General features: G+C 75.4%; 1 protein-coding gene (cut by a window edge). It reads right to left on the bottom strand.

The window, feature by feature from the left end; all coding sequences use genetic code 11:
* On the bottom strand, positions 1 to 15,180 hold the 3' portion of the coding sequence (locus ACFVT2_RS26675; protein WP_390021933.1) for a type I polyketide synthase. It continues 13,344 nt past the right edge of the window; the window shows 15,180 of its 28,524 coding nt (coding positions 13,345-28,524); its start codon lies beyond the right edge, outside the window — the gene reads right to left on this strand; it ends in the stop codon at positions 1 to 3.

The following is a 15,180-nucleotide window of genomic DNA, read 5'->3' on the forward strand; positions in this document are numbered from 1 at the left end:
TCAGCTCTGTCCACGCTCGTGGGAGGAGTTGCCGTCGAACGCCGCCTGCACCAGGTCGGCGACGTCCATGGCGTCGATCGATGCGTCGTAGGCGTCGTCCGCCGTCGTGGCGGCCGCGTCGTCGGAGGCCGCGGCCTGTTCGGCGGCGAGCTTCAGCAGGGGGTCGAGCACGCCGATCTCGCGCAGTCGCTTCATGGGGACGGAGGTGAGGAGGGCCCGGATGCCCGCGGCGTCCGCCTCGTCGTCGCCGGCCGCATCCTGCCCCGGCCCCTCGTCGGGGACGAGCCGGGCCAGGACGTGGTCCGCCAGCTCGCTGGGGTTGGGGTGGTCGAAGACGAGCGTGGCGGCCAGGGTCAGTCCGGTCGCGGCGCCGAGTTGGTTGCGCAGTTCGACGGCGCTGAGGGAGTCGAAGCCGAGGTCGCGGAAGGCCCGGTCGGCCCCCACGGCGTCGGCCGTGGGGTGTCCCAGTACCGCCGCGGCGCGGCTGCGGACCAGGTCCAGTACGGTCCGGGCGCGCTGCGCCGGTGTCTGGCCCGTCAACTGCTCGCGCAGGGCGTCAGCGGTGGCGCCGGCGCCACTGTCCTGCGCCGCCTGGTCCTCGGTGCCGGCCGGCACGCCGAGCAGCGGGCTGGGCCGTACGGCGGTGAAGGAACGGACGAACCGGTCGCGGTCGAGGTCGGCGACGATCTCGGTGGGCCGTCCGTCCATGACGGCCCGGCGCAGCGCCACGACGGCGAGGTCCGGGTCCAGCGCACGGATTCCGGTGCGCTGGGCCAGGTCGGCCGCCCGCTGGTCGGCTGCCATGCCCTCGCCGCCCCACACGCCCCAGGCGACCGAGGTCGCGGCCAGGCCCCGGGCCCGGCGGTGTTCGGCCAGGGCGTCCAGGTAGGCGTTGGCGGCGGCGTAGTTGGCCTGGCCGAGGTTGCCGACCGCTCCGGAGGACGAGGAGAACAGGGCGAAGACCGCCAGGTCCCGGTCCCGGGTGAGGTCGTGCAGGGCCAGGGCCGAGGCGGCCTTGGCGCGGAATACGGCCTCGTAGCGGTCCGGGGTGAGGCTGTCGAGGACACCGTCGTCCAGGACGCCCGCGGTGTGGATCACCCCGGTCAGCGGCGCGTCGTCGGGGACCGCGGCGAGGACCGCGGCGAGCGCGTCGCGGTCGGCGGCGTCGCAGGCGGCGAGGGTGACCTCGGCGCCCAGTGCGGTCAGTTCGGCCCGCAGGCCGTCCGCGCCGGGGGCGTCGGCGCCCCGGCGGCTGAGCAGCAGCAGGTGCCGGGCGCCCGCCGCGGCGAGCCGGCGGGCGACCTGGGCGCCCAGGGCTCCGGTGCCGCCGGTGATCAGGACGGTGCCGGTGGGCTCCCACTCCGCCGCGCCCTGCCCGGCCGGTACGGGCACCAGTCGGCGGCCGAGGGCGGCGGAGGGCCGGATCGCGATCTGGTCCTCTCCCCCGGGGGCCGTGAGGGTTTCCGCGAAGCGGGCCGCGGTCCGCTCGTCGAGGGTGTCGGGCAGGTCGATCAGTCCGCCCCAGCGCTGCGGGTACTCCAGGGCGGCGACCCGCCCCAGGCCCCACACGGCGGCCTGGGCGAGCCCGGGCACCGGTTCGGCGGGGGCGGCCGCTACCGCGCCGCGGGTGACGCACCACAGGGGTGCGGCGATCTCCGCGTCGCCGAGCGCCTGGAGCAGGGCGGTGGTCAGGGCCAGTCCCGCGGGGGCCGTCGCCGTGTCGGGGCCGGGCCCCTCGGCGAGGGCGAGCAGGGAGACCACTCCGGTGAACTCGCCCCCTTCGTCGACCAGTTGGTGCAGTCGCGCGGCCAGCGCCACGCGGTCCGGGCCGGGCACTTCCAGGCGCACGGTGTTCGGGCCCAGGGCGGCGACGGCGTCGGCGGCCCAGGCGTCGTCGGACGAGCCGGCGGGGAGCACGGCGAGCCAGGTGCCGGCCGGGGCGGGGGCGGGCTGTGCGGTGAGCGGCTGCCAGCCGATCTGCTGCCGCCACCCGTCGACGGTGTGCTCCTCGTCCCGCCGGCGGCGCCAGTCCGCGAGCGCGGGCAGCACCTTGGCCAGGGCGTCACCGTCGACGTTGAGGGTCGTCTCCAGCGCGGCGAAGTCGGCCTCGCGCACCGCCGACCAGAAGCCGTCGTCCCCCTCGGCCGGGGCCCCGGGGTCGGCGGCGGACTCGGTGGCCGGCCAGTACCGCTGGTGCTGGAAGGGGTAGGTGGGCAGGTCGGTGCGGCGGGGCGCGGTCGCGGCGGTGCCGAACAGTGCGTCCCAGTCGGGGGCGACTCCCCCGACGTACAGCCGGGTCAGCGCGCTGAGCACGGACTCCTGTTCACCTCGGTCCCGGCGCAGCGCCGGTACGGTGACCGGCTGCGTGGGCAGGGCGTCCAGGGTGTCCTGGGCCATGGCGCAGAGCGTGCCGTCGGGGCCGAGTTCCAGGAAGGCGGTCACGCCGCGTTCGGCCAGGGTCTGCACCCCGTCGGCGAAGCGGACCGCCTCGCGGACGTGCCTGACCCAGTAGTCCGGGTCGCACACCTGCTGGTCGGTGGCGGCCCGGCCGGTCACGTTGGACACGAGCGGGATCGCCGGGGCGTGGTAGGTGAGGGTCGCGGCGACCCGTCGGAAGTCCTGGAGCATGGCATCCATGTGCACGGAGTGAAACGCATGGCTGACCCGCAAACGCGTAGTCTTCCGGCCGTCCGCGGTGAACTTCTCCGCCACCTCCGACACGGCGTCCTCGTCGCCGGAGAGCACCACCGACCGCGGCCCGTTGACCGCGGCGAGGCACACGTCGTCGGCCAGGTGCGACCGGGCCTCCTCCTCGGACGCCTGGACGGCGATCATGGCGCCGCCCGTGGGCAGGGCGTTCATCAGCCGCGCTCGGGCGGCCACCAGCCGGCACGCGTCGTCCAGGGAGAGGACCCCGGCCACGTGCGCCGCCGTGATCTCGCCGATCGAGTGCCCGGCCACGAAGTCCGGGCGGATGCCCCACGACTCGACCAGCCGGAACAGCGCCACCTCGACCGCGAACAGTGCCGGCTGGGTGAAGCCCGTCGCGTTCAGGCCCTCCTCGTCACCGAACATGACGTCCCGCAGGGGGAGGTCCAGTTCCGTGTCCAGGTGTGCCGTCACCGCGTCGAGGGCCTCGGCGAACACCGGGTAGCGGGCGTGGAGTTCACGTCCCATGCCCACCCGCTGCGAGCCCTGGCCGGAGAACAGCACCGCGAGCTTGCCCCGGCGCTCCGCCGCCCGGCCGTGCAGGACCTGGGGGGTGTCGAGGCCGTCGGCGAGCGCGGCCAGACCGGCGAGGAGCTCCTCGCGGTCTTCGGCGAGGACAGCGGCCCGGTGGGCGAAGGCCGACCGGGTGGTGGCCGCGGACAGTGCCACCTCGGCGACGGTGAGGTCCGGACGGGCGGCCACGTGGGCGTGCAGCCGTCGGGCCTGGGCCCGCAGCGCCTCCGGCACGGTGCCCGTCACCGGGACCGGCAGCAGGCCGGCCGGCTCGGGGCGGGCGGGTTCGTCCGCCGTGACCGGTGCGGGCTGCTCGATGATCACGTGGGAGTTGGTGCCGCTGGCGCCGAAGGCCGAGATGCCGGCCCGGCGCGGTCGTCCGGTCTGCGGCCACGCGACCGCTCCGGTCAGCAGTTCGACGCCGCCGGCGGTCCAGTCGACGTGCGCCGAGGGCTCGTCGATGTGCAGGGACCTGGGCAGTACGCCGTGCTGCATCGCCAACACCATCTTGATCACGCCGGCGACGCCGGCGGCGGCCTGGGTGTGGCCGATGTTGGACTTCAACGAGCCCAGCAGGAGGGGCAGTTCGGGTGCCCGGCCCTGTCCGTAGGTGGCCAGCAGTGCCTGCGCTTCGATGGGGTCGCCCAGGGTGGTTCCGGTGCCGTGGGCCTCCACCGCGTCCACGTCGGCCGGTGCGAGTGCCGCGGCGGCCAGCGCCCGCTGGATGACCCGGCGCTGCGAGGGCCCGTTGGGCGCGGTGATGCCGTTGCTGGCACCGTCCTGGTTGACGGCGGAGCCGCGCAGCACCGCGAGCACCTGGTGCCCGTTGCGGCGGGCGTCGGACAGCCGTTCCAGGACGAGGACGCCGACGCCCTCGGACCAGCCGGTGCCGCCCGCGGCGGACGCGAAGGGCCGGCAGCGGCCGTCCGCGGCGAGCGCCCCCATCTCGCCGAACTCGACGAAGTTCACCGGGCTGGACATCACCGTCACGCCGCCGGTGACGGCGAGGGCGCACTCCCCCGCCCGCAGTGCCTGGGCGGCCAGGTGGAGCGCCACCAGGGACGACGAGCAGGCCGTGTCGACGCTGACGGAGGGGCCTTCCAGACCGAAGGTGTAGGACACCCGGCCGGAGAGCAGGCTCGCCGACTGGGCGGTCTGCGCGTGGCCGAGCTGGCCGGCCTCGGGCCGGTAGTCGCCCGATCCGCCGCCGACGAACACCCCGGTGTCGCCGCCGCGCAGCCCGACGGGGTCGATGCCGGCGCGCTCCAGCGCCTCCCAGGTCGCTTCCAGCAGGATGCGCTGCTGCGGGTCCATCACCATCGCCTCGCGCGGCGAGATCCCGAAGAACCCGGGGTCGAAGTCGGCGACGTCGTAGAGGAAACCGCCTTCGCGGGTGACGGTCCGGCCGCGGCCGTTCCGGTCGCCGCGCAGCAGTCGGTCCAGGTCCCAGCCGCGGTCCGTGGGGAAGCCCCCGATGGCGTCGACTTCGTCCGTGACCAGCTGCCACAGGTCCTCGGGCGAGCTGACCCCGCCCGGGTAGCGGCAGCTCATGCCGACGATGACGACCGGGTCGTCGGTCGTGGCGGCGGACCCCACCCGCAGGGCCGCGCCGTGCTCCGCCGTTTCCTCGCCGAGGAGTTCGGCCCGCAGGTGGTCGGCGAGCGCCTCGGCCGTGGGGTAGTCGAAGACGAGGGTCGCGGGCAGTGCGAGACCGGTGGCGGTGGCCAGTTGGTTGCGCAGGTCCACTCCGGTCAGCGAGTCGAAGCCGAGGTCCCGGAACGGCTGGCCGGACGGTACGGCGTCGGCGTCCGCGAACCCGAGCACCGCGGCGACCCGGGTGCGGACGAGGGCCAGCAGGACCTCGGTCCGTTCCGCGGCCGGGCGGGCGGCGAGTTCGGCGCGCAGGCCGGTCGCGGTGCCTGCCGGGCCCGCCTCGGCGGCGTCCGGCTGCGCGAGCGCTGCCCGGGCCTCGGGCAGTTCCGCGAAGAGGGCACTGCTCCGGTTGCGGGTGAAGGCGGGCGCGAACCGGTCCCAGCGGACGTCGGCGATCGTCACCGCGTCGGTGTCGGTGTCGGTGTCGAGCGAGTGGGCGAGGGCGGTCAGGGCCTGCGCGGAGTCCATCGGCGGCAGGCCGTTGACCCTCAGGTGGGCCGCCAGGCCGTCGGACGCGAGGCCGGCCCAGCCGCCCCAGGCGACCGTCACGGCCGGCAGCCCGCGCTGACGCAACACCCTTGTCGCGCAGGCGAGTTGGGCGCCCGCCGCGGCCTCGATGACGCGGCCACCGGCGCCCCACGTCGCGGCGATCGTGGAGAAGAGGACGAACGCGTCCAGGGGACGGTCGCCGGCCGCCGCCTCGGCGATCTCCGCGAGCTGCGCCACGTTGGCGCGCAGTGCGGCCAGGGCGGCATGCGGCTCTGCCGCGTCGGACGGCTCGTCGGTGTGCACGACGGCGGTCAACGGTGCCTCGGCCGGCAGCGCGGCGAGCGCGGTCAGCAGTGCCTCCCCGTCGGAGGGGCCGCAGTCGAGGACCGTCACCGGCACGCCCAGATCGTCGAATGCCGGCCGCGCCGGCGCCCCGTCCGGGGCGGTGGGGTCGGCCAGCACCAGGTGCTGGGCGCCCTGCCCGGCGAGCCAGCGGACGCACTGGCCGCCGGTGCCGGCGGCCGGGCCGACGATCAGGACCGTGCCGGTCGGCTGCCACGGTGTCGCGGGGCCGTCGTGCGCGGCGCGCACCAACCGTCGCCCGTAGAGGCCGGAGGCCCGCAGCGCGACCTGGTCCTCGGCGCCGATGCCCGCGAGGACGGTGCGGAACCGTTCGGCCGCGCGCCGGTCGAGCACCGGCGGCACGTCCACCAGACCGCCCCAGCGGTCCGGGTGGTCCACGGCGGCGACCCGGCCGATTCCCCACACCATCGCCTGGGCGGGGCTGACCTCGGTCTCCGTGCGGCCCACCGACACCGCGTCGCGGGTGACGCACCACAGGGGGGCGTCGATCCCGGCGTCCGCCAGGGCCGCCACGGCCTCGGTCGGCCAGGCCGGTCCGGCGGGGAGCGCGTCGGCGTACGGGGCGGCGAGCAGTGAGACCGCTCCCGTGAACCCGTCCTCCTGCGCCGCGAGTTCGGTCAGCCGGCCGGTGAGCGCGGCGCGGTCGGTCGGGTCGGCCTCGACGAGGACGGCCGTCTCGCCGAGGGCGGCGAGGACGGCGGCGGTCCACACGTCGTCGGTGCCGCCCGTCGGGACGAGCGCCAGCCACCGTCCGGTGAGGGTGCCGGGCGCGGTGCCGGCCAGCGGGGTGAAGGTCACCCGGTAGCGCCAACCGTCGACGGTGGAGCGTTCGACGCGCTTGCGGCGCCAGGCGGACAGGGCGGGGACGAGGGTCGCCAGTGCGGCGTCGTCGAGTTCCAGGTCGTCGGCGAGCGCCGGGAGGTCCGCGCGCTCCACCGCGTCCCAGAAGTCGGCGTCCGCGGAGTCCTGCGGGCCGTCGTGGTGGGGCTCGGCGGCCGCGACCTCGGGCCAGAACCACTCCTGCTGGAAGGGGTAGGTGGGCAGGTCCACGCGGCGGGCGCCGGTACCAGCGAAGACGCCCGACCAGTCCACCGCGACGCCCACCACGTACAGCTGGGCGAGCGCGGTGAGCAGCGCGGTCTCCTCCGGCCGGTCCTTGCGCAGCGCCGGAACGACGGTCGCGGTCCCGTCCAGGGTGTGCTGGGCCATCGCGGTCAGCACGCCGTCCGGGCCCAACTCCAGGAAGACCGAGGCGCCTTCGGCCTCAAGCGTGCGCACGCCGTCGGCGAAGCGCACCGTCTCCCGCACGTGCCGCACCCAGTAGTCGGGCGAGCACAGCGACTCCGCGGCGGCGACCTGACCCGTCACGTTGGACACGACGGGAATCTGCGGGGCCTCGTACGACAGCTCCTCGGCCACCCGGCGGAAGTCCGCCAACATCGGCTCCATCAACGCCGAGTGGAAGGCGTGGCTCACCGCCAGGCGTTGCGTCTTGCGCCCCTCGCCTGCCAGCTCTGCCGCCAGGGCGAGCACGTCGGCCTCCCGGCCGGCGAGGACGAGCGCCTCGGGGCCGTTGACCGCCGCGATCGACACGCCCTCGACCAACCGCGGACCGACCTCGTCCTCGGACGCCTGGACGGCCACCATCGCGCCGCCCGCGGGCAGCGCCTGCATCAACCGCGCCCGGGCCGCCACCAACGCGCACGCGTCCGCGAGCGAGAACACCCCGGCGACATGCGCCGCCGCGATCTCACCGATCGAATGCCCGGCGACGAAGTCCGGTCGTACTCCGAGGGACTCCGCCAGCCGGAACAGCGCCACCTCGACGGCGAACAACGCCGGCTGGGTGAAGCCCGTCTCGTCCAGGCCGTCCGCAGCGCCGAACAGCACCTCCCGCAGCTCGTCGTCGAAGTGCGCCAGCACCTCGTCCAACGCCGCCGCGAACACCGGGAACCTGTCGTACAACTCCCGGCCCATGCCGACCCGTTGCGCACCCTGACCGGAGAACAGCACCGCCAGCTTCCCGTCGCTGCCGCGGGAGGCGCCGCGGGCGAGTTCCCGCACCGCCGTCCCGTCGGTGGCGAGCACCGCGCGGTGGGCGAAGGCCGAACGGCCGGTGGCCAGGGAGTGGCCGACGTCGAGTGGTGACGCCTCGGTCAGTGCCGAGACCCGCTCGATCTGGGCCGCCAGCGCGGCCGCGGACTTGCCCGACACCGGCCACGGCACCAGGCCCGGCACCGTCACGGGCTCCGGCGCCGCCGGCTCCTCGGTGTCCGGTGCCTGTTCGAGGATGACGTGGGCGTTGGTGCCGCTGACGCCGAAGGCCGAGACGCCGGCCCGTCGGACCTGCCCGGTCGCGGGCCAGTCCTGCTGCTCGGTGACGAGCGCGACCGAACCGTCGGTCCAGTCGACGTGCGAGGACGGGGCGTCGATGTGCAGGGTCTTGGGCAGGACGCCGTGGCGCATCGCCAGGAGCAGCTTGAGGGTGCCGGCGACGCCGGCGGCCGCCTGGGTGTGGCCCAGGTTGGACTTGACGGCTCCGACCAGCAGCGGCCGCGGCCGGTCCGGCCCGTAGGCGGCGATCAGGGCGCCCGCTTCGATGGGGTCGCCGAGGGTGGTGCCGGTGCCGTGCGCCTCGACGACGTCGATGTCGGCGGGGGCGAGGCGGGCGTCGGCGAGGGCCTGGCGGATGGCGCGCTGCTGGGCCCGCCCGTTGGGCGCGGTCAGCCCGTTGGAGGCACCGTCCTGGTTGACGGCGGTGCCGCGCACGATGCCCCACACCTCGTGGCCGTTGCGGCGGGCTTCGGAGAGGCGTTCCAGGACGAGCACGCCCACGCCCTCGGACCAACTCGTGCCGTCGGCCGCTTCGGCGAAGGGCTTGCACCGCCCGTCGGGGGCCAGACCGCCCTGGATCGTGAACTCGGTGAAGGCACCGGGGCTGGACATCACCGAGACGCCACCGGCCAGGGCGAGGGTGCACTCGCCGTTGCGCAGCGCGTTGGCGGCCATGTGCAGGGCGACCAGCGCGGAGGAGCAGGCGGTGTCGACGGTGACGGCCGGGCCCTCCAGCCCGAAGGTGTAGGACAGCCGTCCGGACAGGACGCTGGCGGTGTTGCCGGTCGCGACGTGGCCGCGGAGGTCGGCGGTGCCGGTGCCCTGACGCAGCAGCTCGGTGTAGTCCTGGCCGTTGGTGCCCACGAACACGCCGGTGCGGCTGCCACGCAGGGTGGTGGCGTCGATGCCGGCGCGCTCGAACGCCTCCCACGAGGTCTCCAGCAGCAGCCGCTGCTGCGGGTCCATGGCCAGTGCCTCGCGCGGCGAGATGCCGAAGAAGGCCGCGTCGAAGAGGCCCACGCCGTCCAGGAACCCGCCTTCGAGGGTGGCGGAGGCACCGTGGGCGAGCGCGTCGAGGTCCCAGCCGCGGTCCGCGGGGAAGCCGCCGATGGCGTCCTCGCCACGGCTCAGCAGCTGCCAGAGGTCCTCGGGCGACCGGATGCCGCCGGGGAAGCGGCAGTTCATGCCGACGACGGCGATGGGGTCGTCGTCCGCCGCGCGGCCGGCGGGGGCCGGGCCGGCCACGTCCACCGCGGGGAGGGTGCCGAGGAGTTCGCCGAGCAGGAAGTCGGCGAGTGCGGTCGGGGTCGGGTAGTCGTAGACGAGGGTCGCGGGCAGTTTCAGGCCGGTGGTGGCCGTGAGGGTGTTGCGCAGTTCGACGGTGGTCAGCGAGTCGAAGCCCAGGTCGCTGAAGGCGCGGTCAGCGCCGATGTCCGAGGTGCCGGCGTGTCCGAGGACCGCGGCCACCCGGGTGCGCACCAGGTCCAGGACGAAGCCGGGGCGCGCGGTCGGCGAGAGTCCGGCGAGCCGCTGGCGCAGAGCCGGCTCCGGCAGGGCGGCGTGCTCGGTCCCGGTGGGCGTGGTGGCCCGGCGCAGTGCGGGCAGGTCGCCGACGAGGGGACTGGGGCGCAGGGCGGTGAACACCTCCGCGTAGCGGGGCCAGTCGATGTCCGCGAGGGTCAGCGTCGGGGCGCCGTGCTCGATCGCCCGCCGCAGGGCGGTGAGGGCGAGTTGGGGTGGCAAGGGGGTGTAGCCGCCGCGGCGGATGCGTTCCTGGACGCTGGTGCCGTCGGCCGCCATCCCGGTCTCCGCCCAGGGGCCCCAGGCCAGCGAGGTGGCGGGCAGGCCGTGGGCGCGGCGCCGTTCGGCGAAGGCGTCGAGGAAGGCGTTGGCCGCCGCGTAGTTGCCCTGGCCGGATGCGCCGAGGGTGCCGGCGACGGAGGAGAAGAGCACGAACGCGCTCAACTCCTTCTCGCGGGTGGCCTCGTGGAGGTTGACGGTGGCGGTGACCTTGGCGCGCAGGACGGCGCTGAACTGCTCGGGGGTGAGGGTGTCCAGGGTGCCGTCGTCGACGGTGCCCGCAGTGTGGAACACCGCGGTGAGCGGCTGTTCGTCGGGGACGGTGGCCAGGAGCGCGGTGAGCGCGTCGCGGTCTGCGGTGTCGCACGCCGCGAGGGTGACCCGGGCGCCCGACTCCTCGATCTCCGCGGCCAGGTCGGCGGCGCCGGGCGCGTCGGCGCCGCGACGGCTGACGAGCAGCAGGTGCGGGGCGCCCGCCGCGGCCAGCCACCGGGCGACGTGTCCGCCGAGGGCGCCGGTGCCACCGGTGACCAGCACGGTGCCGGTGGGGCGGAAGGTGCCGGTCTCGGGGGCCGGTTCGGCGCGGTGGTGGGACAGGCGGCGGGCGAAGGCCGCGGTGGCGCGCAGGGCGAGTTGGTCCTCGCCGCCGCTGTCGGTGAGGACGGCGGTCAGGCGACCGAGGGTGGTGCCGTCGAGCGCGTCGGGCAGGTCGACGAGACCGCCCCAGCGCTGCGGCTGCTCCAGTGCGGCCACGCGGCCCAGGCCCCAGACGGCGGCCTGTGCCGGCCGGGCCGGGTGCTCGGCCCGGTCCACGGCGACGGCGGTGCGGGTCACGCACCACAGGGGCGCCTCGATGCCCGCGTCGCCGAGGGACTGGACGGCGGTCGCCGTCAGCAGCAGTCCGGTGGTCGTGGTGTCGGCGGGGTCCTCGGCGCCGTCGCCGGCCGTGGCCAGCAGGGACAGGACACCGTCGAACGTGCCGTGTTCCGCGACGAGTTCGGTCAGCAGCCCGGTCAGCTCGCGGCGGTCCGGGGCGGTGACGGTGAGGCGTACCGCGGCGGCGCCCAGGGCACCGGCGACCGCCTCGCACCACGCCGGATCGCCGTCGGCCGGTACGAGCACCAGCCAGGTCCCGGCGGGGCGGGCGGTGACCGTCGGGGCGGTCAGGCGCTTCCAGGTGGTGCGGTAGCGCCAGCCGTCGATGGTGGAGCGCTCCCGGCTGCGCCGCCGCCAGGCGGAGAGGGCGGGCACGACGGTCGTGAGGGTGTCGTCGTCCAGGTCCAGTGCGGATCCCAGGGACGCGAGGTCCGCGCGCTCCACCGCCGACCAGAAGTCCGCGTCCGCGGCGTCGGCGGGGTGGGCCGGTGCGGCGGCTTCGGCGCTCGGCTCGGGCCAGAAGCGCTGGCGCTGGAACGGGTAGGTCGGCAGGTCGATGCGGCGGGCCGCCCGGCCCGCGAACACCGCGTCCCAGTCGACCCGGACCCCGTGGAGGTGCAGTTGGGCCAGTGCCGTGGTCAGGGCCGGGGCCTCGGGCCGGTCCCGGCGCAGGGCCGGGACGGCGGTGGCGCGGGTCTCCTCGTCGGTGCCCTCGCGGACCGCGCCGCTGAGCACCGCGTCCGGGCCGAGCTCGAAGAAGGTCGTCACGCCGTGCTCGGTGAGCTGCCGCACGGCGTCGGCGAAGCGGACGGTGCCGCGGACCTGCCCGGTCCAGTACTCCGGTGCGGCGAGTTCGTCGTGGGTGAGCAGGGTGCCGGTGACGGTGGACACCAGCGGCACGGTGGGTGCCTGGCAGGTGACGTCGCGAACGACGCGGGCGAAGTCCGCCAGCATCGGGTCCATGTGCGGCGAGTGGAAGGCGTGGCTGACGCGCAGTCGCCTGGTGCGGCGGCCGCGCTCCTCGAAGTGCGCCGCGACGGCGTGCACCGCGTCCTCGTCGCCCGAGACGACCAGGGAGGTCGGGGTGTTGACGGCGGCGATCGCGGCCCGGCCCTCGTACGGGGCGAGCGCGGCGGTCACCTCGTCCTCGGTGGCTTCGACGGAGGTCATGGCGCCGCCGGCGGGCAGTGCGGCCATCAGCCGGCCGCGGGCCGCCACCAGGGTGCAGGCGTCCTCCAGGGAGAGGACTCCCGCGGCGTGCGCGGCGGCGAACTCGCCGATGGAGTGGCCCGCGACGTAGTCGGGGCGCAGGCCCCAGGACTCGGCGAGGCGGAACAGGGCCACTTCGAGGGCGAAGAGGGCGGGCTGGGTGTAGTGGGTCTCGTCCAGCAGCGCGGCCTCGGGGGTGTGCGGGGCGGCGAAGAGGATCTCCCGCAGCGGACGGTCGAGTTCCAGGTCGAAGCGGGCCAGTACGGCGTCCAGTGCCTCGGCGTAGACCGGGTGCCGGTCGTAGAGCTCGCGGCCCATTCCGGGGCGCTGGCTGCCCTGGCCGGTGAAGAGGAAGGCCAATCGGCCGTGGTCCGGGCGGCCGGTGAGCAGCCCGGCGTCGGCGGTCGCGTCGCGCAGTGCGGTCAGGGCCCGGGTGAGGGCGTCGTGGTCGTCGATGACGACGGCCGCACGGTGCTCCAGGGCGGACCGGGAGGTGGCGAGGGAGTGTGCGAGGTCGGTCAGCGGCAGGTCGGGGTGGTCGGCGAGGTGGGACAGCAGCCGGCCTGCCTGGGCGCGCAGTGCCGCTTCGGTGTGCCCGGACAGCAGCACCGGCACGGGGGCGGCATCGACCGCGCCGGTGGGCGGGGTGGCGGTGGTGTCCTCGGACGGGTCCTCGGGGGCCTGTTCGAGGATGGTGTGGACGTTGGTGCCGCTGAGGCCGAAGGAGGAGACGCCCGCGCGGCGCGGGTGTCCGGTGCTCGGCCAGGGCAGCGGCTCGGTGAGCAGTCGGAGGGCGCCGGAGCTCCAGTCGACGTGCGAGGAGGGCCGGTCGACGTGCAGGGTGCGCGGCACGGTGCCGTGGCGCAGGGCCATCACCATCTTGATGACGCTGGCGACGCCGGACGCCATCTGGGTGTGGCCGATGTTGGACTTCACCGAGCCCAGCAGCAGCGGGTGTTCGGGGTCGCGGCCCTGGCCGTAGGTGGCGAGCAGGGCCTGCGCCTCGATGGGGTCGCCGAGGGCGGTGCCGGTGCCGTGTCCGTCGATGACGTCGATGCCGCCGGCGTCCACCTTGGCGTTGGCCAGTGCCTGCCCGATGACGCGCTGCTGGGACGGGCCGTTGGGCGCGGTCAGGCCGTTGGAGGCGCCGTCCTGGTTGACGGCGGAGCCGCGGACGACGGCGAGGACCCGGTGCCCGTTGCGGCGGGCGTCGGAGAGGCGTTCGACGAGGAGCAGGCCGACGCCCTCGGCCAGGCTCATGCCGTCGGCCTGGTCGGAGTAGGCCTTGCAGCGGCCGTCGGCGGCCATCGCGCGCTGGCGGCTGAAGCCGACGAACGCGGCGGGCGTGGACATGATGCTGACGCCGCCCGCGAGGGCCAGGGAGCTCTCGCCGTTGCGCAGGGACTGGCAGGCCAGGTGCAGCGCGACCAGGGAGGAGGAGCAGGCGGTGTCGAGGGAGACGGCCGGGCCCTCGAAGCCGTAGGTGTAGGAGAGCCGGCCGGACAGGACGCTGGAGATGGTGCCGGTGATCAGGTGGCCCTCGGCGCTCTCCGGGCTCGCGCCGGAGGCTCCGTAGTCCTGGTAGCTGGCGCCGATGAAGGTGCCGGTGCTGCTGCCGCGCAGGGTGGCGGGGTCGAGACCGGCGTGCTCCATCGCCTCCCAGGACGTCTCCAGCAGCAGGCGCTGCTGGGGGTCCATGGCGAGGGCCTCACGGGGCGAGATGCCGAAGAAGGAGGCGTCGAACTCGGTGGCGTCGTGCAGGAAGCCGCCGCGGGTCGAGTAGGTGTGGCCGGCCCGGTCGGGGTCGGGGTCGTAGAGGCCCTCGGCGTCCCAACCGCGGTCGGTGGGGAACTCGCCGGTGGCGTCGCCACCCTCGACGACCAGGCGCCACAGGTCCTCCGGCGAGCCGACGCCGCCGGGGTAGCGGCAGCTCATGCCGATGATGGCGATGGGCTCGTCGTCGGCGGCCGCGGTGTACGTGGTGGGGGCGCCGGAGTCGGCCGCGGCCCCGGTGAGGGAGTCGCGCAGGAAGGTGACGAGGGCGCGCGGGTTTGGGTGGTCGAAGACCATGGTGCTGGGCAGCGCGAGCCCGGTGACGGTGGCGATCCGGTTGCGCAGATCGACGGCGGTCAGCGAGTCGAACCCGACGTCGCGGAAGGCGCGTTGTTCGGAGAGCACGTCGGGCGAGGCGTGGCCCAGTGCGGTGGCGGCCTCGCCGCGGACCAGGTCCAGCAGGAGCCGTTCCTGCTCGACGGGGGCCAGCCCGCGCAGCCGGTCGGCGAACTCGCTGCCGGATTCCGCGGGCCCGCCGGTCTGTTCGGCGAGCCGCTGGATCTCGGGCAGGTCGTCGAAGAGCCGGGTGGGACGCGCGGAGGTGAAGACGGGGTAGTAGCGCTCCCAGTCCACGTCGGCGACGGCCAGGTGCGTCTCGTCGCCGTCGAGGGCCTGGCGCAGGCCGGTGAGGGCCAGTTCTGGGTCCATGAAGACCAGTCCGCTGCGGCGGATCTGACCGGGGTCGACCCGGCCGAGCTTGAGGTCGTCGGACCAGATGCCCCAGGAGACGGCGGTGGCCCGGGCGCCGCGGGCGCGGCGGTGCTCGGCCAGGGCGTTGAGGTGGGCGTTGCCGGCCACGTAGGCGGCGTGGGCGCCGCTGCCCCACATGCCGGCGGTGGACGAGTACAGGACGAAGGCGTCCAGGTCGTCGCCGACCAGCTCGTCCAGGTGTCGGGCGCCGTTGACCTTGGCGTCCATGACCTTCGCGAAGTCGTCGAGGGTCGTCTCCTCCAGCGTCGCCAGTTCGATGGTGACGGCGGTGTGCACGACGGTGCGCACGGTGCGGCCGTCGGCGACGAGCGCGTGAAGCATCCCGGCGACCGCGTCGCGGTCGGTCAGGTCGCAGGCGACGACGCTGGCCTCGCAGCCCAACTCGGCCAGCTCCCGGACGATGTCGTCGGAGCCGGGGGCCGCCGGGCCGCGGCGGCTGGTGAGCACGACGTGCTCGGCGCCCTGCCGGGCGAGCCAGCGGGCCAGGTGCGGGGCGAGGGTGCCGGTGCCGCCGGTGACCAGGGTGGTGCCCCGCGGCGTCCAGGGCCGGTCCGGCGCCGGGTCGGCGGGGGTGGCGCGCACGACGCGGCGGGCCAGGACGCCCGAGGCGCGGACGGCGAGTTGGTCCTCGCCCGTGCGACCGGAGAGGACGGCGGCCAGGCGCTCGGCGGCCCGCCGGTCCAGTGCGTC

It is taken from the genome of Streptomyces sp. NPDC058000 (assembly GCF_042886435.1).
Classification (GTDB): domain Bacteria; phylum Actinomycetota; class Actinomycetes; order Streptomycetales; family Streptomycetaceae; genus Streptomyces.